Raw genomic sequence first — 20418 nt, forward strand, 5'->3', positions numbered from 1 at the left:
GTTCGGGCCGCACGCCGAAGCGGTGAGGGCGAGGACTCCGCCGATGCCGGCTGAGCCCCATAGCGCGCGACGGGAGAGTTCTATCGATGACATGGGGATCAACCTCGGCTCTGAGCGTGATCTGCGCGGCCGCAGACGGGCCGCAGGGGTCCCGGATGGGATCGCCGATAGTTTGTCCGTTGCAAGCGATTAAGTCAATCATCGTGCGCCACCACGCATCACCGACGCCACAGAGAGCGGAGCGTCACCGCGGCACGGAGTGCCCGACTCAGCAGCGGGCGGAACCGGACTGCTCGCCGCCCGAGGCCACAGCCGAAGCAGCCCACGCCTCCAACCCCTGAGCAGTTCCTGTCGCCTCTCCTGCCCACCCGTGCAGCTCCCGCCGCCACTCCCCCGGCACCGCCGACGCTCCCTCGGCCGCCCCGGCGAGCGACCCCGCGATCGCCGCCACCGTGTCCGTGTCATCCCCGGCCCGCACCGCCATGGCGAGCCGCTCCTCGAGCCCCTCGGCGTGCACGATCGCGGACCACGCCGCCTGCATGGCGGCGACCACCCAACCGTTGTTCGTGAACTCCCAGGGCATGCGCGCCTCGGCCTCGTCGATGCGCCCCGCCCACAGCTCTCGCCGCGCCGCAGGCAGCTGCGTCAGGCCCGCGCGCAGGTCCAGCGCACCGTCGAGGATCGCGCGGCGGATCGCGAGGGACCACAGCACGCAGCCGTCGCCGGCCTCGGGGTCGGCGTGGGTGAGGTCGCTGAGGCGGCGGGCAACAACGGCCAGGACCGCGTCGGGCGCATCGAGGTACCCGAGGGCCACGGGCCCGGTGCGCATGAGGCTGCCGTTGCCGGCGGTGCGGCCGGTGTCCGCGTGGAGGGCACGGGTCGCGGCGCGGGCATCGGCGGCGGTACGGGCGGTGGCGAGGACCTGCCGGGTCTGGATGCCGACGTCCTTGGCATCGCGCGCCCAGTCGGCCCAGGTGGCGACGATGCGGTCCAGGGTCGCCTCCTCCTCGAGGCTGCGGCCCTCGGCGAGCGCCCACAGGATGGGCAGGGCCATGGAGGTGTCGTCGGTCCATTCGCCCAGCCCCCAGGGCCCGCCGGCGCGCATGGTCACGGGGGCGTCGGGGCCGATGGAGGGCTGGAACTCGTAGGGCGCGCCGAGGGCGTCCCCGGCGGCGGAGCCGAGGATCGCGCCGATCGCCCGGTCCTGCTGGATGGTGCTGAGGCGCATGAGCCCTCCCCTGTTAGCGCGAATCTGCGGTAAGTCTGGCGCCGAGCTTAGCGCGTTCTTGCTTGAATGTCCCCATGGACCCGATCGACCGGCCGCTGACCGACTATCCGCGCCCCTCCGTCGCCGTGGACACGGCGGTGCTCACCGTGCGCGGCGCGGAGCTGTACGTCGGGCTGGTCCCGGGCCGGCCGCGATTGCCCGGCGCCTTCCTGCACGAGGGCGAGACGCTCGCGGGCGCCGTGCGCCGCTCGCTCGCGCAGAAGGCGGGACTCGAGGGCGTCGCGCCCGCGCAGCTGCATGTGTTCGATGCTCTGGATCGCGACTCCCGCGGCTGGGTGCTGTCGGTGGCGCACGTGGTCGTCGTCCCGGCGGAGTCGACCGGCGCCCTCGAGCTGGTCCCGACATCGGCCGCGACCGGCCTGGACTTCGACCACGACGCGATCGTGGAGCAGGCGGCCCGTTGGATCCGCGACCGCTACGTCGATCACCCGGACCCGGAGCACCTGCTGGGCCCCGAACTCACCCTGCGCGACCTGCGGCGCGTGCATGAGGCGGTGCACGGCGCGGCGCTGCAGCCGGACACCTTCCGCCGGGCGATGCTCCCCCGGCTCGAGCCCACCGGGCAGCGGCGGCGCGGGGATGTCGGGAAGCCGGCGCAGCTGTTCCGGCGGCGGTAAGCAAGATGGCAGCCAGCGTCGGATACATATCTCGACCAACCTTAAACGTTACCCGCCAAAATTTTGACCCCACAGACAGGCCGCCCGCCATCTATCGGGGCCAGAGATCGTCGGTCAACACGACTCAGAAACGGCCACACCCGCAAGTAACTTCTTTACGTTTGACAAGATTGACTTAGTTGTCAATGCCTTGCCAGAACAGCCTAGAAGATATTCGACAACACTCAGCGCCTTGGGCCCCTGCGCCGCACGGAGTGCGACTTTTAGATCTTCCAGCGCGGTATCCATTACGCGCACACCAGCCCCAGCTTCCGCAAAGGATATACCCAGAGCATACAAGTCGGCGCCTGCGTCCCAGCGAACGCCAGTAGGTGGCGAGTAACCTGGCGTTGCCGAAACGGTTAGGACAGGATCCCCAACCTTGGAAGATATATTAAAATCGAAAAGCACAGGACCTCGAGCTTTAGTGACGATAATATTCTCGGGCTTGATGTCCCGATGGACGTATCCGAACTTTGACTGATTCCAGTTGAGAAAATCTTCGTAGTTCATCTCACTGTTGGGTGGCCCTATCGAACTTGGATGGAGTGCGGCAAGCGCATCGAGCGTTTGCGTGAGCCAACTTTGCCACTCCGAAAACGATGGCCTGTAGTCGGCGTTACAGTAGTCAGAAAGCGAACGCCCCTTGAGCAATTCCATAATCAAGCACGGATGGCCGTCTTCGCTAGCTACGACATGATAGAACCTAACGATATTTGGATGCTTAAACTCGCGAAGTACTTCCACTTCTCTAGCCACCCGTGCGGCATTAGAGCTAGTGAAAGCCTTCAGAGCGCGCTCTTCTCCAATGCCATTGATAACTCGGTACACTTCCGAGAATCCGCCGTGAGAGATTGGTTCGAGGACTTCCCAGTCCTCAATGCGGTCACCGACATTGTACCGAAAGTCCTTGATTGCACGTGGCTCTCTATTTGCGAGCTTTTGGATCCTAGCCTGTAGCAGTCCGATCCTTACGGTAGGGGGGTCGCCGGCTGTCACGAGACCATAATTAACCAAGCGTCGATATTCCTTGGGGAACTCAACCGCGAATTGCTTGAATGCATACAGATGCCCTTTTGCGAGGTCTTCCAACAGATTCGATTCATCGGGATATTGTGCGGCGAGCGACGTTAACATCTGATCAATCAGCGAACCCGAATTTTGTTGGACGAGATCGCTGGCGTCACGAATGTCGTCCCTCCCGATCTCAACAAGCCCCTCATCGCTGTCGCGCACGGAGTGCATCGCGCTACCCAGTGATCGAATCAACGCCGGATGTCCGCCAGTGCTTCTATATGCAGATGCTAAGACTTCGGCATCAAATTCCATTCCCGCGAGGCGGCCCAGTGAAGTTAGCATATCGCTAGAATCTTTAGACGACAATGGACCCAAGTAGTGCACACGCAAGTAATTGAACATTGGGTTATCTTTGCCGTCAATGTAACCCATTTCTGCACATTGTGGACTCGTTCCGCCGACCACTATCCTTAGCCGTCCAGGCGTTTGCTGATCAAGTCCTCTCAAGACTCTCCAGAACCTCAGGAAGCCTGCAGAAGATCCTTCTAACATTCGCTCGATCTCGTCGATCAAAAGACACACTGGACGTCGAGCTTGATTGGCAATTCGGGATAAATCATTTGCGAGCCATTCCCATATCAATTCGCGATCTGAAATATCACCAAAGGTGTCGTACGCTCCAAGAAGGCGAAATTCCCCAATCTTTCTAATATCCCTGTGGGAAGCAAAGATGCTTTCGCCTAGCGCCCATGCCGAATACTCGGGCGAACCGTTAATTGACACCGTCCATTGAAGGTCCATCCGCGCCACGTAAACTCGAGCGGAATTCTGTAGTTTATCATGAAGGCGATTTAGTAGACTGGTCTTTCCTGATTTGCGAAGTCCAAATATTCCAAGCTGCGAGGTACCCGACTCGATCTCGGCTACAATGCTATCTATCTGATCTCTTCTCCCGAAAAAGTCTGCAGACCGGACAACGGCGCCCGCAAGGTCAAACGGGTCACGGGAAAACAACCTAGAATCTAGCAATTGGGTCAACTCTTTTGAGTCTAGGTCGTCGAACGTCAGATGGACTATCGTCTGTGACTCTCCAGACTCCACTTCCAGTGCACTCCGGTCTGCCCGCGCGTACCGGGAGACGAGCACAGTGAACATGCTGCTCAGTCGAGTGCCGTATTCTTCACGAACGCTTCGAATCTTGTTCGTATCTCGGGCCGAAAATGTCGGGTAGGTCGAGCACCAAACCAGCACCTCTCGATCGATCCCGTACCTAGCCTTCGCTCGGCGGTCGGGCTTTATGAAGACACCGAAAGTCTCTCCAGATTCCCTGTCTCGCGATCGCTCCGTTTCGTATAAGTATTCGATTGAGAATCCGGAGTTCTCGATCGCGTTGATCAGCTTGGCCCGATATCTATCCGGTGCCGGCCCGCCTGCATATTCAAAACGTTTGAGTTCGATCCCCTGGAGCGCCATGGAGCGATCCTAGCCCAAAAGCGAGTGGTTGTCCGATGATCGCCACCATGTGTGCGTTGACAACTCTCTAGTCCACCAGACAGTAGTCTTCGGGCACACCAAACGCCTCCCTGTGCTTCTCGTACCGACGAGACAGCGGCCGGACGTGGTCGGCCGTCCGAATCTCGACGGCGTGGACTTCCTGCGCCAGGCAAACTCTGCCCGTGGTCTTTCCCCCATGCCCACCATCGCGATCATCGGCGCCGGGCTCCAGCTCAGCCATGCCATCGGCAGGACCATCGCCGTAAGCGGAGGCTTCGACGTGGCGCTGGTCGCGTGACGCGCCTCGCAGCTCGCGGCCATGACCGACCAGCTCCAGCGCGAGGGCATCTCGGCCGCCGGCTTCACGGCCGATGTCACCGACCGGCCCGCTCTGCAGAGAGTGCTGGCGGAGGCGGAGCAGCGCTTCGGCCCCATCGACGTCCTGGAGTACTCCCCCGCCCCGACCCTGGCCGACCTCGCGGCGCACCCTTGTCTCCGCCGTGGACCTCACGGTCGAGGCCGCTCTGCCCTCGCTCGAGACCAGCCTGTTCGGCGCGATCACCGCGATCCAGCAGGTGCTGCCGGGCATGCTCGCGCGGGGCACCGGCACGATCCTCGGCACGAGCGGCGCCGGGTCGGGTCCGATGGTCGGCCCGCAGGTGGCCAATGCGAACATCGCGAACGCCGCCCTGCGCAACTGGCTCCTGGCCCTGCACGACTCCGTCGCGGAGCGCGGGGTCCACGTCGCCCATGTCGCCATTGGCGCTCGGATCGGCAGCGGCCGGCCGGCGTCCGCGCCTGAGGCGATCGCCGATCTGTACTGGAGGGCGCACCTCGAGCGCAGCGCGCCGGAGATCTTCCACCACGACCTTCCCGAGCAGGACGACGGCCAGCTCGCCGACAAGTTCACGGCCGGCTGAGCCCTCGCATCGTCCGCGAGCCTCCGCGACGCGACCCGGCGGAGCGCGAACTGGGGCGCCGGCGCCCGGTAGGGTCGCACGGTGCCCTCCCCTCGCCGAACCACCACCCGTCGCCGCAGGTCCTCGCGCCGGTCCAGGGCGAGCTCGACGCCGCGGGAGCTGCCGTTCGTCGGCCCGGGCGAGCGGCTGTGGGTGCTGGACGTCCCCTACGGCACGCAGGTCGAGGGCGCCGCCTGGCACCCCGCGGTGAGGATGCATCTCTACGCCGGCCGCACGCTGCCCGCGCATCTGGCGCCCTATGCCCCCGGCCCGCACACCCTGGGGCGGTTCCTCGAGAACATGCTCAACCCCGATGATCCTGCGCCCAGTCCCGTGCCGGCCGAGGATCTCGAGCCCCGCCAGCACCAGTACGAGGCGTCCGATGCGATCGCCCAGCGCGCCGCGGCCGGCGGGCGGCAGTTCCTGCTGGCCGATGAGCCCGGCGTCGGCAAGACGATCTCCGCCGTGCTGGGCGCGAGCGCGGTGGGCGATCTGCGCGGGGCGCGGCGCGTGCTCGTCGTCGCGGACCGACCCGCCGCGATCACCATCGGGCACTGGTGCCGCACCATCACGGCCCTGGGCGACAGCGGACTCGAGTGGGTGGTGATCACCTGGGACCGGCTGGAGAAGGTCACCGGCCACACCTGGGACGTGATCATCGCGGATGAGGCGCATGCGCTGCGCCGGACCACGACGAAGCGGTGGACGCTCTGGGCGCGAATCTCCGGGCACGGCGCGGCGCACGAGAAGGCGCCGTTCGTCATCACCACGACCGCGACCCCGGGCCACACCCCGCTCGAGCTGCCCTACCTGGCCCCGGCCTACGCCCAGGCGCACGGCGAGAGCATCACGGAGTGGACCTCCGCGGCCCAGCCCGGCGCCGTGTTCGCCGAGGCCCTCGAGCGCCACGGAGTCGGAATGGAGCGGGGACGCTACGGCGCGACCTGGACCTCCGATGCGCAGCGCCGCGCCGCAGACCTCGCGAGGGTGCGCGGCTGGCTCGAGGATCAGCAGCCGCCGGCGATGCTCCACCGCGCGGCGCCCTGGGGGCCGGTGCCGATCTCCGGCATGCCGGTGACGCTCACCCCGGCCGAGCGCGCGGCCTACGAGGCCGAATGGGGCGAGTTCTGCCGCGAAATGGACATCGCCCGGCGGGGCCGCAGCACCGCCAAGGGCCGCGCGGCGCTGCTGCGCTTCCGGCAGAAGGCCGGGCTGATCCGCGTCGACTCGACGGTCGCGTGGATCGCCCAGCAGGTCGAGGCGGAGCGGCAGGTGGCGTGCTCGGTCGAGTTCGTCGGCACCGCGGCGGAGCCGATCACGGAGCGGTTGCGGGACTCCGGCCTGGACGTCGCCACGATCTACGGCCAGGGCCGGTTCGACGTCGAGGCCGAGCGGCTCCGGTTCCAGACAGGTCAGGCGAAGGTCTGCGTGTTCACGACGGTCGCCTCGATCAGCCTGCACGCCGGGGAGACCCTCGCGGGCGGCCGGCAGGCGAGCACCGAGCCGCGGGTGGGCGTCTTCCACCAGGCCCGCTTCTCGGGGATCGCGGGCCGGCAGGTCACCGGCCGCACCCACCGCGACCACCAGGTCTCCCCCTGGCACATCGCCTACGCCCAGGGCACCGTCGAGGAGCAGGTCTCCAAGCTGATGGTCGAGCGCATCGCCGCGGCCTCCGACTCCGTGGGCGGCGACACCGCCGGCCTCACCGACCTCGCGCAGCTGCTCGGGGCGGACTGGCTGCCGCCGGAGAGCCTGACGGCGGAGGGCGGCTGATCGGTCGCGGCCTCCGCATCCGGCCCGCCGCGGCGGCTCGCCCGTCGCGGGCCCTTCAGATCCACCCCCGCTCCTCCGCCATCGCCACGGCCTGGCGCCGGTTCTCCACGCCCAGCTTCCCGAGGGCGGCGGAGATGTGGTTGCGCACCGTGCCCGGGGCCAGGTGCAGGGTCTGGGCGATCTGCCGGGTGCTCTCGCCGTGGCGGCCGGCGCGCAGCACGTCGAGCTCGCGGGCGGTCAGGGGCGGGCGCGCGTCGCTGAGAGCATCGGCCGCGACCTCGGGGTCGACGTAGCGGGCGCCGCCGGCGACGCGGCGGATCACCGCGGCGACCTCGTCCGCGCCGCGGGACTTGGGCAGGAAGCCGGCCGCGCCGGAGGCCAGGGCCCGCCGCAGCACGCCGGGCCGTGCGTGACGGGTGACGATCACGCAGCGGGTGGCGACGCAGCGGCGCAGCTGCTCGGCGACCTCGACGCCGTCGAGCTTCGGCATCTCCAGGTCCAGCAGGCACACATCGGGCACCAGCCGCCGGGCCTCGGCGACGGCGGCCTCGCCGTCGGCGCACTCGGCGACGACCTCGATGTCGGGCTCCAGGCCCAGCAGGGCGGCCAGCGCCGAGCGGATCATGCCCTCGTCATCGGCCAGCAGCACGCGGATCATCGGCCCTCCCCCGCGACGTCGGGCACCGTGACGGTCACGGTGAAGGCGCCGCCGTCCCGGCGCACCGCGAGGGTGCCGCCCGCCTCGGCGACGCGGCGGCCGATGCCCTCCAGGCCCGTGCCCCGGTCGATGACGCCATCGGCGGGGTCGGCGGGAGCATCGGCCACCAGGTCGTTGGCGATCTCGTAGCGCCAGGTCCCCGCCTCGCGGGCGAGGGCGAGGCGGGCCCATCGGCCGCCGCCGTGGCGCAGCGCGTTGGTGGTGGTCTCCCGGATCACCGGGCCCAGCACGTCCGCCGGGGCGAGGGACGCCTCGGCGTGGACATCGGACTCGATGCGGGCGCCGGCGGCGCGCAGCAGGTCGGCGGCGTTGGCGACCTCGTCGCCCAGCGGCACGGAGCGGAAACGGGCGGCGAGGTCGCGGGTGCCCTGGCGGGCCTCGTCGACGCTGCCGCGCGCGGCCCGCAGCTGCGCCATCCCCGCCTCGGGGTCACGGGGCATGAGCCGCTCGGCCAGCTCCAGCTGCAGCGCGATGACCTGCAGATGGTGGCCCTGCAGATCGTGCACGTCGGTGGCCAGGTGCAGACGCTCCTGGGTGGCGGCGAGCTTCGCCTCCGAGGCCCGGGCGCGGTCCAGGCGCACCACCACGTCCCACCACCACAGGGAGGAGACGGACACGGGCGGAAGGATCACGACCAGCGAGACCATCTGGTACCAGCGGTCCGCCACCTGATCGGCGATGGCCTGCCGGGTGTCGATCGCGGCGAGCGCGATGAGCAGGACGGTCACGGCGAGAACGACCCGCAGCCGCACGCCGGCGGGCCAGTTCAGCAGCACGAGCATCTGCAGCAGCGGCATCGCCGCGAGGGTCCACGACCCCGTGGTGAGGCCGAGCGCCGCGCCGAACAGCAGCGAGGCCGCCAGCGGCAGCGCGGAGCGGGGCCAGCGCAGCAGCGGCGTCGAGGCGCTGCGGTGGCGGTAGTCGGCCAGCGGGATCAGCCCCGCCGCCACCCAGGCGAGGCCGCAGGCGGAGAGCCCGAGCACGGCCGCCGGCCGCGCCTCCCGGGCGGCGAGCTCCGCCGTGGACAGCAGCACCACCATCAGCTCGAAGAAGACGACGCCGCCGGCCACGTACCACCAGGTCGCGGTGACGCTGCGGCGCAGCGGCAGGCCCCGGCGCAGGGCCTCCGCGGCCTGTGCGTCCGGTGGGGGCAGCTCGCTCATGCCGCCACGGTACAGCCGTGACAAAAGTCAGGGATCACCTGGGTGTTCCGCCCGCACGGCGGTGACGCGACGACACTGCCGCGCGGCGCGCGCGAGGAGTGGACTGGAGCCATCACCCCGGGACCCTCCCGGGACCACGACTCCAGGAGCTCCGCATGAGCATCATCGACCACCTCCAGAACCTGTTGGGCATGCTCCCCGACCCCCTGCAGCCGCTCGTCTCCGCGCTCGCGGGGATGATCCCCTTCGTCGAGGGCGAGGGCGGCGCGGCGATCGGGATCCTCGGCGGCGTCCCGCCGGTGCTCGCCGCTCTCGCGGCGATGGCCGGGAACTTCCTCATCGTGGCCGGGCTGGTCATGGCGAGCTCCGGGGCGCGCGAGGCCGTCGTCACCCGCCGCGGCGCGCGCACCCCGGTCGCCGTCGGCGGGGCCGGCTCCCGGGCCGGTGCGGCCGATGGATTCGATCCGGCCGACGGGGCCGATCTGCTCCCCGCGCCCCAGCCCGTGAACCCGCGCAAGGCCGCCCGCCGTGAGAAGTTCCAGCGCGCCTACGAGCGCTTCGGCGTCCCCGGCGTGAGCCTGCTGGGCCCGCTGCTGCTGCCCACCCATTTCACCGCGACGATGCTCGCCGCGACCGGGGTGCGCAAGGGCTGGATCCTGCTGTGGCAGGGCATCGCGATCGTCGGCTGGACGACGCTGACGGCGCTGATCATCACCGGGGTGATCTCGGTCGTGCAGTGACCGCCGCTGCGGCTGATGCCGCGCGGGGCGGGCGGTGGGGAGAGGTCCCCATCGCCCGCCCCGCGTCGCGGTCATAGGCTCGACGCATGAGCGCTCCCGATCCGTCCCGACCACCCATCGACCAGCTCAGCTATGAAGCACCGCAGGGGTACGGCGCACCCGATCAGGACGCCGTCCGGCCGCAGGAGTACGGACCGCCGCAGCAGGGGTACGGACCACCGCCGCAGGCCGGTCCGCCTCCCGCTTCCCCGGACACTCGCGGACCCGTCCGGCCCGAGCACTTCCCCGGCGGCATCTCCCTGGACGGGCGCCTGCCCTGGATCCTGGGCTTCCTGGCGGTGCTGGGACTGCCGTTCGTGTCTCTGCTCGCGCCCGGCATCGCCATGGTGATCGCGGGGCTGCTGCAGCAGCGCAAGAACCCTGTCGCCGCGCGGACCGGGCGCCGAGCCGCGACGTTCGGCGCGGTGAACATCCTGGTGGTGGTGCTGTTCCTGGCGGTGCTGTTCATCGGCTCGTTCTTCGGCGACGGCACCTACACCGCCGAGGAGGATCCGCTGGTCATCTTCGGCTTCGCCCTCCCGTTCGGGATCTACCTGGTGGCCATCGGCCCGATCCTCAATCTTGTGATGGCGATCGTCGCGCTGGCTCGGCCCGTCTCCCGCGAGAAGGCCCAGCGGATCCTCGAGCCGACGGGGCGCTGACGCCGTCCCCCAGCCGCATCGTCACCGCTCCTCCACCGCCCGCGGCCGGTACACCACCGTCACCAGCACCACCGAGATCATCATGAGCAGCAGCCAGGAGACCATCTTGCTCAGCGGCACCATCTCCCAGCCCGCCTGCTGGTGGGGGTAGATCCAGGCGCCCGCGCCGGTGCCGACGTTCTCGGCGACCCACAGGAAGAAGGCGACGCCCACGAAGGCGAGCAGCACGGGCATGCGCCGCCACGGGCCGGTGCGCTGGTTGCGGAAGGACATGACGCATCGGCCGTACAGCAGGGCGACCAGCGCGAGGAGCACCCAGCGGGCATCGGGCAGGTAGTGGTGGGTGAAGAAGTTGGCGTAGATCGCCGCGGCCAGCAGGCCGGTCGCCCACAGCGGCGGGTACCGGGCGAAGCGCAGGTCGAACAGACGGAACACGCGCACCATGTACGAGCCGACGGCCGCGTACATGAACCCCGTGTACAGCGGCACTCCCCCGATCCTCAGGAATCCATCGGTTTCGTAGCTCCAGGAGCCGGCGTAGGTCTTGAAGATCTCCATGACGGTGCCGACCACATGGAACAGCACGATCACCCACATCTCCCGCCCGCTCTCGAGGCGGAAGGCGACCATCGCCGCCTGCAGCGCGACCGCCGCGATCACCAGGGCGTCGCTGCGCACCAGCAGGGCATCGTCCGGGTAGAGCAGCCGGGCAGCCACCAGCAGCACGAGCATCGCCGCCCCGAACACGCAGGCCCACGCCTGCTTGAGGGTGAACACGACCAGCTCGATGAGGCCGCGGCGCAGCGGCCCGGCATCGGCCGCGAGCGCCGCGGAGCGCCGATGCGCCCAATCGTCGATCCGCTCCTCGAGCGGGGTGAAGTCGGTGCGCTGCTGGCTCATGATCTGGAGCCTATGCAGGTCAGGGAGGAGGTCCTGGGGGTGAGTCGGGGAGGAGATGGGGAGATGCTGGGCGCGAGCGGGGAACCGGGCCGGTGCTCCATCCCATCCGAAAATCACCGTTCCTGACGATCAGCGGGATGAACCAGGAGGCACGCGTCGTTCGCGGACACGATCCGTCCCCCACCGCCGATAGACCTGGTCCATGAACGATCCCGTGCTCCCGCCGTTCACCGTGACCCGAGCCGCCGTCGCGCAGATCGTGGCGCTCGGCGGCGCGGTGCACATCGGCCTCGGCTCCGGAGGCTGCTGCGGGACGGTCTACGCCTACGCCGTGCTCGAGAACCCCGCGGAGGCGAGCGGCGCGGCCCTCTTCGGCTGCCCCGGGGCGTGGCTCCTCGTCGCGCCCGAGGCGCTCGATGTACTTACCGGGTCGACCCTCGACTATTCCGCGCGGATCCGCCCACCGAGGTTCCGGGTGCTGCGCAATCCTCGCACCGAGCACGTCTGTCCTTGCCGGCGCTCATTCGGCACCGCCTGGCCCGGCGCGGGCAGCGCTTCCTGCCGCTCGTACGAGCCGATGCCGTGGGATGCGGAGTTCGAACCGCCGCAGCGGTGGGTCAAGCAGACAGGATGGCGTCGTGCTTCAGCAGAGGGCGAGCGCTGAGCCGCACGACGCGGAGCTGCGGGACCACCAAGACAGCGCGCCTGCACTGCACCGGCAGGCCCGCCGAGGTCACTTGATCCCGGAGCTGGCGATGCCCTGGATGAAGTGCCGCTGGAAGAACAGGAACACCACGAGGATCGGCAGGACGATGAGGGTGGCGCCCGCCAGCAGCAGCCCGTAGTCCGTCTGGTTCTGCCCCGTGGAGATGAGAGCCAGCGCCACCGGGAGCGTGTAGGTCGACTCGTCGGAGGAGACGACCAGCGGCCACAGGAAGTTGTTCCAGGACCCGAGGAACGTCAGGATCCCGAGGGTCGCGAAGGCGGGCCCTGCCAGCGGCAGGTAGATCCGGAAGAAGATCGCGATCTCCCCCACCCCGTCGATGCGGCCGGCCTCGAGCAGCTCCCGCGGCAGGCCCAGGAAGAACTGCCGCATGAGGAACACGCTGAACGGCTGCACCAGGAACGGCAGGATCAGGGCGGGGATCGTGTTGGCCAGCCCCAGGTTCACCACCAGCACGTACTGCGGGATGAAGGTGACCAGACCAGGGATCATGAGGCACACCAGCACCAGCACGAACAGGAGCCGCTTCAGCGGGAAGTCCAGGTGCGCGAGCGCGTACCCGAACATCGAGCTGAAGAACAGGTTCCCGAGGGTCACGGCGAGGGCCACGACCGTCGAGTTGCGGAAGTAGAGGCCGAAGGGGCGCTCGAACAGGCGGCGGAAGTTGTCCCCCGTCGGCTCCTCGGGAAGCCAGGTGGGCGGGACGCGCAGCAGCTCGCCCTGGGTCTTCAGGCTGCCGAGGATCATCCACACGAACGGAGTGATCACCAGCAGCAGGAAGACGGTCAGGACGATGTAGGTCAGGACGGGGCGGCGGCGGTCGAGCATCACTTCTCCCTCATGAGGCGGAACTGCGCGAGGGTGACGATGCCGATGACCACGAAGGTCAGGTAGGCCATCGCCCCGGCGACGCCGTAGTTGCCGAACCCGAACTGGTTGTAGGTGTACATCGACGCGGAGATGGTCGCGTTCAGCGGCCCTCCGCTGGTCATGACGAACGGCTCCTCGAAGAACTGCAGGTATCCGATGGACGTGGTGACGAGGACGAACAGCATCGTCGGCCGGATCGAGGGGAGGGTGATGTGGCGGAACCGCTGCCATGCGCCGGCGCCGTCGAGGGCGGCGGCCTCGTGCAGGCCGCGGTCCACGGCCTGGAGGCCGGCGAGGAAGATGACCATGGAGGTGCCGAAGTTGCGCCAGACCGCCATCACGATCAGCGAGAGCAGCGCGGTGCGCTCATCGCCCAGCCAGTTGGGCCCGTCGATCCCCACCCAGCCCAGGACGGTGTTCACCAGCCCGTTCTCGGCCTGCAGCAGGAAGCGCCACACCACGGCGACGGCGACGATGGAGGTGATGACGGGGGTGTAGAAGCCCATGCGGAACACGCCGCGCAGGCGTCCGATGCCCCGGTCCAGGGCCACCGCGGCGGCGAGGCCGGCCGCGATCGTCAGCGGCACACCGATCAGCACGAACACGCCGGTGTTCGCGGCGGCCCGCCGGAAGACGGGATCCCGGAACGCGGTGAGGTAGTTGTCCAGCCCGACGAAGTTCACCGCGAACGGCGAGCGGATGTCGCTGATGCGCATGTCGGTGAAGGACATGAACATCGACTGCACGACCGGCCAGGCGATGAAGACGGCGAACAGGAGCACGAACGGGAGCGAGAGCAGGAGCCCGGCCCGGGCTTCCGCGGCGGAGCGTCGGCCGCGGCGGCGGGCGGGCCCGCCGCGGCCCCGAGGGCCGAGGGGCCGCGGGGCATCGGGCCCCAGCGCGGTGGTCGTCGTCATCTCAGGACCCGGTGCCGATGGTCTGCGCCTCGGACTGCGTGGTGGCGAGGGCCTCCGCCGGGTCCAGGCCCTGCTTGCACACCTGCTCGATCTGGGCGTCGAAGCGCGCGACGACCTCCTCCCAGGTGGCGATCGTCGGGACCGCGAACGCGGTCTGCAGCTGGGTGTGGAAGGCCTCGAACTTCGCGTTCGATGCCACGGTCTCGTCCTCCCACGCACCCTGGTGGCTGGGCAGGGCGGCGACGATCTCGAACCACCGCACCTGCACCTCGGGCCGGGTCAGGTACTCCACGAGCTTCCAGGCGGAGTCGCGGTTCTCGCTCCCCTGGAAGACGCCCACGTTCGCCCCGCCGAGGTAGCTGGCGCTGATCTCCTTCTGGGGCATCACGAACACGCCGTACTTCTCGGCGAAGCCCTCCCCGCCGAGCCCTTCGACCGCGGCCATCATCCACGGCCCCGAGATGAACATCGGCACCGCTCCGGAGACGAAGTCCTGCTCCGTCGTGCCGTCGGCCGGCGTGGGGTTGGCGACGCCGTCGGTGAAGTAGGACTGGTAGTAGGCCAGCGCCTCCTCGTTCTGCGCCGATGCGAAGGTGAACTCCGTGCCGTCCTCGGAGACGACCGCGCCGCCGGCGGACCAGACGAACGGCAGGACGCTCTGGTGCGATCCCTGCCCGCCGGGCTGGAGCGCGATGCCCCAGGTGCCGTCGGGCTGCTCCTGCATGGCGCGGGCCATGGCGAACAGGCCCTCCCAGTCCGTCGGCGGCTCGGTGATGCCGGCGGCCTCGGCGATGTCGGTCCGGTAGAAGACGAGGCGGGTCTCCACGTACCACGGGATGCCGTAGACGGTGCCGTCGACGGTGACGCTCTCGACGGCGCCCGGGAAGAAGTCCTCGATCGGGAAGCTGTCCGGAGTGGGCTCCAGGGCGTTCAGGCTCACGAACTCCGACATCCAGGTCGAGCCGATCTGGGCGACGTCGGGGGCGGTCCCGGCGGCGATCGCCGAGGTGAACTTATCGTGGGCGGAGTCCCACGGCACGGGGGTCACATCGACGGTGACCTCGGGGTTCTCCTCGCGGAAGCCGTCCAGGAGCTCGGGTAGGGCCTCGCCCTCGGCGCCCATCGCCCAGACGGTGAGCTCGCCCGTGGCAGGCCCCTCGGCGATCGGCTGGGCGGGGGCGGCGGGGTCGGATCCCCCGTCCTCGGGCCGGCCGCAGGCGGCGAGCGCCCCGGCGGCGGTGAGCGCGCCGATTCCGGCCAGGGAGCGTCGGGTGATGCGGGTGCTGGTCATGATGACTCCTTCGTCGGTGATGCGGTGGGTGGTGCCGGGTCGGGGCAGCCGCAGGAGCGGCGGCGCACGATGGTGGAGGCGACGGTGACCGGCTCCTGCGCCGGCTCCCCGTCGATGCGGGCGGCGAGGCGCCGCGCCGCGAGCCCGCCGAGATGCGCGACGTCCTGGCGGACGGTGGTCAGCCCGGGGGTCAGGTAGCGGGCGGTGATGGTGTCGTCCCAGCCGGTGACGGCCAGGTCCTCGGGCACGGACATGCCGCCGCGGGTGAGCCGGGCGACGACGGCGAGCGCGATCTCGTCGTTGCCGCAGACCAGGGCGTCGAGGTCGCCGGGCTCGGCGAGGATCTGCTCGGCGAGGGCGGTGCCCGAGGCCTCGACGGGGGTGATCTCGTGGTGGCGGCCCGGGCGCAGGCCCGCGGCGGTCATCGCATCGAGGTAGCCCCGGTAGCGGCGGCCGATGTCGGAGCCGGGCTCCGGGGTCCCGGCGAAGCCGATCCGGGTGCGGCCGTGGTCGATGAGGTGCGCGGTCAGGCGGCGGGCGCTCTCGCGGTTCTCGGCGTAGAACGCATCGGCCCCCTCCACGTGCGCGCGGGCGACGCTGACCGTGGGCCGCAGCGCGGCGACCTCGCGGACGGTGCCGTCCTCGGCGGCGCTGCGGGCCATGAAGGCGATGCCGTCGACCCGCCCCAGCATGTCGAGCACCGTGCTGGGGCGCCCGGTGTGCGGGGTGTCCAGGGCGAGCACGACGGAGAACCCCAGCTCGGAGGCGGCGAGCTCGAAGCCGACCAGGAGCTCGGCGAAGTACGGGCCGTCGATGTGGGGCAGCACCACGCCGAGCGCCCGGCTGCGCCGCACGGCGAGCGCGCGGGCCGCCGCCGCGGGCACGTACCGGAGCTCGCGGGCCGCGGCATGGACGGCGTCGCGGGTGGCGGGGGCGACCTTCGCCCCGTCGGAGAAGGCGCGGCTGACCGTCGCGATCGAGACGCCGGCGCGCTGCGCGACCTCGTAGATCGTGACGCCGGAGGACCGCGGTCCGCTGCTCGTCATCGGCACCACCCTTCTCGTCCTCGAGCGCCGGTCCCCCGGCGGGTGCGGGCGCCCCCGGAGTGGAAGCGCTTACAGCTTCCGTCCAATATAAGCGCTTACACCCCGCCGCGCAACGGCCCCCGGGACCCCCGCCGCGCCGAGCACCCCGGCCCCGGCGCGGACCGGGACAATGGCCCCATGAGCTACGGCGTCGAGGAGACCGTCACCGAGCATCGCGCGCTGCGCCTGCGCCTGGCCACGACCGCGCACTTCGACTCCCTGGTCGCGGCGTTCGAGACCACCGTGCCGGCACTGAGCGACGAGGAGGCGCTCACGCAGCTCGCCTCGGACTGGGCGGCGTTCGTGCGCGGCCTGGAATGGGAGTCGCCCAGCGGCTTCGTGCGGACGGCGACGTGGCGGCCCAGCGACCTGCTGCAGCACGCGGGCAGCCGGTCCCGGAGCGTGGTCTGGACGATCGTGCACCACGCGATCGCCGCGCGCCTGCACCGCATCGAACCGGCCACGATCCGCGACACCCACCTGCGGATCCAGGCGCACACCACCGCGCGACCGGGCACCGTCCTCACCCTCGACGTGCCGAGCGCCCAGCTGCGCTCCTTCGGGACGAACAAGATCACCCAGGGCGGCGCCGAGCTGGACCGCGCACTCGGCGACCTGCTCGAGGACATCGGGCTGCCCCGGCCGTCGGCGCTGCGGCGCTGAGCCGCCCGTCGCCCTGCGGCGCCGACCCGCCCGTCGTCGCGCGCCGCGAAGTGCCGCGCACGCCGCCGGGCCGGCCCGACTGGATCTCGGTCGATCGCTCGGCGCCCGGTTGTTCAAAATCCGCCCGTGTTCCAGTATGTTGAACACATGGCTCGTTTTGAACACCCAGATCCGGCGGAAGCCTTGGTCGACCGCGCCCGGAAGAGCCTTGAGGATCTGGGCGTCACGGCCCGCTGGGAGCGACCGCGCAGGGAAGCACAGGATCCTCGCGTCAGCACGGGCACCTTGACCATCGAGACCGGAGACGTCCGACATACCTTTCCCGCGGTGGCCAGCACCGCGGCGAGCATTGCGGACCTCACCCTGCTGCCCCATGACGAGCAGACGATCCTCATCACCGAGCATGTGCCGCCTGCACGAGCGGAGACGATCGCGGCCCGCGGGTGGGGCGGCTACGTGGATTCCGCGGGAAACGCGCATGTCCGCGCTCCGGGTCTCCTGCTCCAGGTGAGCGGAAGACGCAGCACACCGAGCCGGACTCCGCCGAGGTCGATGGCCGCGCTGACCCGAGCCGGACTGCCTGTCACGTTCGCCCTGCTCGTCACCCACGGGGAGACGAAGAGGAATCCCACCCAGCGCGAGCTCATGCACCTGAGCGGCGCATCGCTGGGCACGGTGAATCGCGTCATCCGCGCCCTGCGCGAGCAGAGGCCTCCGATGATCGAGGTGGACGGGACGCTCCGGCTCCCCGGTGAGCTCGAGGACGCATGGATCCGTGCGTATGCGTCGACCCGACCCGCCGAGGAGTCGTACACGAGCTCCGTCTGGAATTCTCCGCAGGACCTTCTCGATGCTCCCCTTCCTCGAGGTGCGGTCCTCGGATCCGAACTCGCTGCGGAGGAGGGCGGCGCACCGATCCGCGCCGGCTCTGCGCTCGTCCACGTGCCCGACGAGGTGCGCAGCGACGTCATCCGCCTCGGAAGGCTGCGACCGCAGGACGGAGGATGGATCCGGCTGCGCACGGCACCATGGTCCGTGGACCTCCTCGCCGACCGCCGGACGGCTCCGCGCCCGCTGCTTCGAGCGGACCTGCTCCTCGAGGACGATCCTCGACTCGCGGAGATCGCCTCCGGCCTTTTCGGGGACTCACGATGATCGATCTGACCGGTCGCACGGATGTCCCCGTGCCCGAGGACGTCGTCGCCGCCGTGGGCGATCGCGCGGCACGCCTCGGGCTCGTCCCCCTGCTCATCGGCGCTGCAGCCCGAGACCTCGTCATCCACGCCCGGCAGCAGCGAGACCCGGTCCGCGCGACGAAGGACATCGACATCGCGATCGCCGTCCGCGGCGACCAGGAGTTCTCGAAGCTCGCGACGGCCCTGGGACACCCGACGAAGGGCATGCACCGTTTCGAGGTCCTCGGCGTCGAGGTCGACCTCGTCCCCTTCGGCGGGATGGAGCACGAACGGACGATCCGATTCCCCGATGACCACGTCCTCGACGTCACAGGATTCGAGGAGGCCTTCTCGACCTCGGTCGTCGTCCGCATGCCTCGCGGCACGGAGATCCGCGTCGCGGACGCCCCGGCCCAGACGGCACTGAAGATCCTCGCGTGGAGGGATCGTCGGCACACGAACACCAAGGATGCTGCAGACCTGTTCTCCATCCTCGAGGCGATCTCCGAAGAACCGTTCGTGGACGATGTCTGGGAGGACATCGACGCGCTCGACGCGACCGATGACGACATCATCTCCGCCGCGAGCTACCGCGCCGGCCGCCTCGCCGCGGTGCCCTTCTCCCCGGGCGACGGAGGAGCGGTGATGGACGTGCTCCTGGATCCACAGCTCCGAGGGCACCTGGCACGGGACATGCGCAGCTCCCTCGCCGAAGACCTGCTGGCGGCATACACCGCCGGTTTCCGGCGAGGGCTGGAGATCTGAGCCGGCTCAGAGCTCACACGAGCATCGACCGCCGCTCTCAGCCCGCGTCGGGCACCGCCAGCTCCCAGACCTGCAGGTCCTCGCCATGCACGCGCAGGTGCTCGCCGTGCTCGACGCGGATCCGAAGGGTCGAGGCCGGGGCATCGGCCGGGAGGAGCTCGAGGATGCCGGCATCGGCCAGGAGGGTCACGGGCCCCTCCACGGGTCCGAGCAGCGTCTCGGCGGTGCCGTCGGCGCGGACCCGCTCGAGGCGCAGGCCCGCGGCCGCGCGGGCCTCGGCCCGGGCCGGGGCCGGGAGGTCGAGGCCCGCCCCGTCACCCGGGACGGGGACCTCGCCCGCCCGCAGCGCGCGCAGCTCCTCGGGGACGGAGGAGACGAGCACGTCCCCGCGCAGGTGCAGCGCGCGCGGGAGGGTGAGGGCCCCGGCCCATCCCTGGGCGGCGGCCTGCGCCGCGGCCTGCTCGGAGTCGAGGCCCCCGCCCTCCCACGACCAGCCCCACAGCAGGGTCCGATCGCCGTCGCGCACGGCCTGCGGGGCGTAGAAGTCGGGGCCGTGGTCGACGACGCCGCCGCCGGCCGGGGTGAAGGCGAGGCGCCCGTCCTGCAGGGCGAGGTCCCCGTGCAGGAAGGTCACGGCGTCGGTGTCGCGGCCCGCTCCGGGGCCCTCGGCGAGCGACCACAGGGAGAGCATCAGCACCCACCGCCCGTCGACCGGGACCAGCTGCGGGCACTCCCACAGCTGCGCGGGGGCATGCTCGGCGGCGACCGGGTGCTCGCCGGTGAGGACGGGCCCCAGGTAGCGCCAGTCCTCCAGGTCGGTGGCGTCCCAGCCGAGGATCGCGGGCACGTGCGTGCCGTCGGGCCGGGCGAGGCCGGCGCCCTGGACGGCGAAGCGCCGGCCGTCGAGCTCGAGGAGGAAGGGGTCGCGCAGCCCGAACAGGCCCGGCTCCTCGGGGACGTCCGCGACGGTCCCGGGCACCGGCGTCCAGCGGGTCTCCTGTGCGTCGCCGCGCTGGAGGATCACGCGGGAGAGCTGGTCGTCGACGCCGTCCACCCCGGAGTACACGAGCGTGGGCACGCCGTCCACGACCAGGCCCACGCCGCTCCAGCAGCCGCCGCGGTCCGCCTCCCCGGGCCGGGGCCGGGGGCCGGCCGGCTCCTCCCGCCAGGTGACGAGGTCGTGCGAGGACATGTGCCCCCACTCGATCTGCTCGTGGACCGTGGAGCGGGGGTTGTGCTGGAAGTACACGTGCCAGCGGCCGTCGTGGCAGTGGATCCCGTTGGGGTCGTTGATCCAGCCGCGGGGGTGCACGCGGTGCAGGCTCGGGAAGTGCGGGTCGCTCGCGGGCCGGCCGGGCTCCGGCAGGGCGGGGGCGGGGTGCGGGGTCACGGGGTCTCCATCGGTCGGGGCGGGCGGCGATCAGGCGGGACGGATCGGGCGGGCGGGACGGACGCGTCGGGAAGGGCGGGCGCGAGCGCCCGCCGGGCCGGACGGGGCCCGGCGGGGGCGGGCCCCTCG

General features: G+C 70.2%; 19 protein-coding genes. 9 read left to right on the top strand and 10 right to left on the bottom strand.

The window, feature by feature from the left end:
* Nucleotides 1-268 precede the first annotated feature (268 nt).
* Nucleotides 269-1228, bottom strand: a complete 960-nt coding sequence (locus tag BF93_RS09330) for an ADP-ribosylglycohydrolase family protein (RefSeq protein WP_051486787.1) — start codon at nt 1226-1228, stop codon at nt 269-271.
* A 74-nt stretch (nt 1229-1302) separates the two neighbouring features.
* On the opposite strand from BF93_RS09330, the gene BF93_RS09335 reads away from it, so the two are divergent.
* Nucleotides 1303-1905 carry an NrtR DNA-binding winged helix domain-containing protein gene (locus BF93_RS09335; protein WP_038372202.1) on the top strand — a complete coding sequence of 201 codons (603 nt, stop codon included), beginning with the start codon at nt 1303-1305 and terminating at the stop codon, nt 1903-1905.
* A gap of 114 nt (nt 1906-2019) precedes the next feature.
* On the opposite strand, the gene BF93_RS19335 is transcribed toward BF93_RS09335, so the two are convergent.
* Nucleotides 2020-4434 (bottom strand): serine/threonine-protein kinase, encoded by a 2415-nt coding sequence (locus BF93_RS19335; protein WP_084148431.1) that lies wholly within the window; start codon nt 4432-4434, stop codon nt 2020-2022.
* A gap of 521 nt (nt 4435-4955) precedes the next feature.
* Here BF93_RS19335 and BF93_RS19790 point away from each other — a divergent pair.
* Both BF93_RS19790 and BF93_RS09345 read left to right on the top strand, forming a co-directional pair.
* The gene (locus tag BF93_RS19790) at nt 4956-5375 is read left to right on the top strand and encodes a Rossmann-fold NAD(P)-binding domain-containing protein (protein ID WP_198025395.1); all 420 of its coding nucleotides are present in this window, start codon (nt 4956-4958) and stop codon (nt 5373-5375) included.
* Between the two features lie 81 nt (nt 5376-5456).
* Nucleotides 5457-7187, top strand: a complete 1731-nt coding sequence (locus tag BF93_RS09345; protein ID WP_038372204.1) for a DEAD/DEAH box helicase — start codon at nt 5457-5459, stop codon at nt 7185-7187.
* 55 nt (nt 7188-7242) lie between these two features.
* On the opposite strand, the gene BF93_RS09350 is transcribed toward BF93_RS09345, so the two are convergent.
* Both BF93_RS09350 and BF93_RS09355 read right to left on the bottom strand, forming a co-directional pair.
* Nucleotides 7243-7845, bottom strand: coding sequence for a response regulator transcription factor (locus tag BF93_RS09350; RefSeq protein ID WP_038372206.1), 603 nt, complete (start codon nt 7843-7845; stop codon nt 7243-7245).
* Nucleotides 7842-9068, bottom strand: a complete 1227-nt coding sequence (locus tag BF93_RS09355; protein ID WP_038372207.1) for a sensor histidine kinase — start codon at nt 9066-9068, stop codon at nt 7842-7844. The genes BF93_RS09350 and BF93_RS09355 overlap by 4 nt, the downstream gene beginning before the upstream one ends.
* 155 nt (nt 9069-9223) lie before the next feature.
* Here BF93_RS09355 and BF93_RS09360 point away from each other — a divergent pair, with 155 nt between their 5' ends.
* Together BF93_RS09360 and BF93_RS09365 are read left to right on the top strand one after the other, a co-directional pair.
* Nucleotides 9224-9808, top strand: a complete 585-nt coding sequence (locus tag BF93_RS09360; protein WP_038372208.1) for a hypothetical protein — start codon at nt 9224-9226, stop codon at nt 9806-9808.
* An 86-nt stretch (nt 9809-9894) separates the two neighbouring features.
* Nucleotides 9895-10509, top strand: a complete 615-nt coding sequence (locus BF93_RS09365; protein ID WP_038372209.1) for a hypothetical protein — start codon at nt 9895-9897, stop codon at nt 10507-10509.
* 21 nt (nt 10510-10530) lie between these two features.
* Here BF93_RS09365 and BF93_RS09370 read toward each other — a convergent pair whose 3' ends face one another.
* Complete coding sequence (locus BF93_RS09370) at nt 10531-11409, bottom strand: DUF817 domain-containing protein (RefSeq protein WP_038372211.1); 879 nt, start codon at nt 11407-11409, stop codon at nt 10531-10533.
* Between the two features lie 202 nt (nt 11410-11611).
* Here BF93_RS09370 and BF93_RS09375 point away from each other — a divergent pair, with 202 nt between their 5' ends.
* Complete coding sequence (locus BF93_RS09375; protein ID WP_198025396.1) at nt 11612-12073, top strand: HesB/IscA family protein; 462 nt, start codon at nt 11612-11614, stop codon at nt 12071-12073.
* 69 nt (nt 12074-12142) lie between these two features.
* On the opposite strand, the gene BF93_RS09380 is transcribed toward BF93_RS09375, so the two are convergent.
* From BF93_RS09380 to BF93_RS09395, 4 genes are read right to left on the bottom strand one after another with little or no spacing between them, the layout of a single operon-like run.
* Nucleotides 12143-12961: a carbohydrate ABC transporter permease gene (locus BF93_RS09380; protein WP_038372213.1), complete on the bottom strand. Its 819-nt coding sequence runs from the start codon at nt 12959-12961 to the stop codon at nt 12143-12145.
* Nucleotides 12961-13920: a carbohydrate ABC transporter permease gene (locus BF93_RS09385; protein WP_084148424.1), complete on the bottom strand. Its 960-nt coding sequence runs from the start codon at nt 13918-13920 to the stop codon at nt 12961-12963. The genes BF93_RS09380 and BF93_RS09385 overlap by 1 nt, the downstream gene beginning before the upstream one ends.
* A gap of 1 nt (nt 13921) precedes the next feature.
* The gene (locus BF93_RS09390) at nt 13922-15211 is read right to left on the bottom strand and encodes a sugar ABC transporter substrate-binding protein (protein WP_038372215.1); all 1290 of its coding nucleotides are present in this window, start codon (nt 15209-15211) and stop codon (nt 13922-13924) included.
* On the bottom strand, nt 15208-16257 hold the full coding sequence (locus tag BF93_RS09395; protein ID WP_051486793.1) for a LacI family DNA-binding transcriptional regulator: 1050 nt from the start codon (nt 16255-16257) through the stop codon (nt 15208-15210). Before BF93_RS09395 ends, BF93_RS09390 begins: the two co-directional genes overlap by 4 nt.
* 177 nt (nt 16258-16434) lie before the next feature.
* Here BF93_RS09395 and BF93_RS18990 point away from each other — a divergent pair, with 177 nt between their 5' ends.
* The 3 genes from BF93_RS18990 (at nt 16435) to BF93_RS09410 (ending at nt 18899) form a co-directional block, all read left to right on the top strand.
* Complete coding sequence (locus BF93_RS18990) at nt 16435-16959, top strand: hypothetical protein (RefSeq protein ID WP_051486788.1); 525 nt, start codon at nt 16435-16437, stop codon at nt 16957-16959.
* A gap of 126 nt (nt 16960-17085) precedes the next feature.
* Nucleotides 17086-18114, top strand: a complete 1029-nt coding sequence (locus BF93_RS09405; RefSeq protein ID WP_038372216.1) for a type IV toxin-antitoxin system AbiEi family antitoxin — start codon at nt 17086-17088, stop codon at nt 18112-18114.
* Nucleotides 18111-18899 (top strand): nucleotidyl transferase AbiEii/AbiGii toxin family protein, encoded by a 789-nt coding sequence (locus tag BF93_RS09410; protein ID WP_038372217.1) that lies wholly within the window; start codon nt 18111-18113, stop codon nt 18897-18899. Before BF93_RS09405 ends, BF93_RS09410 begins: the two co-directional genes overlap by 4 nt.
* Nucleotides 18900-18936: 37 nt before the next feature.
* Here BF93_RS09410 and BF93_RS09415 read toward each other — a convergent pair whose 3' ends face one another.
* Entirely contained in the window at nt 18937-20289 is a 1353-nt protein-coding gene (locus BF93_RS09415) for a glycoside hydrolase family 32 protein (RefSeq protein ID WP_156954111.1), read from the bottom strand.
* Between the last annotated feature and the right edge of the window lie 129 nt (nt 20290-20418).

Source organism: Brachybacterium phenoliresistens, assembly GCF_000576425.1.
In the GTDB taxonomy this organism is placed as follows: Bacteria; Actinomycetota; Actinomycetes; order Actinomycetales; family Dermabacteraceae; genus Brachybacterium; species Brachybacterium phenoliresistens.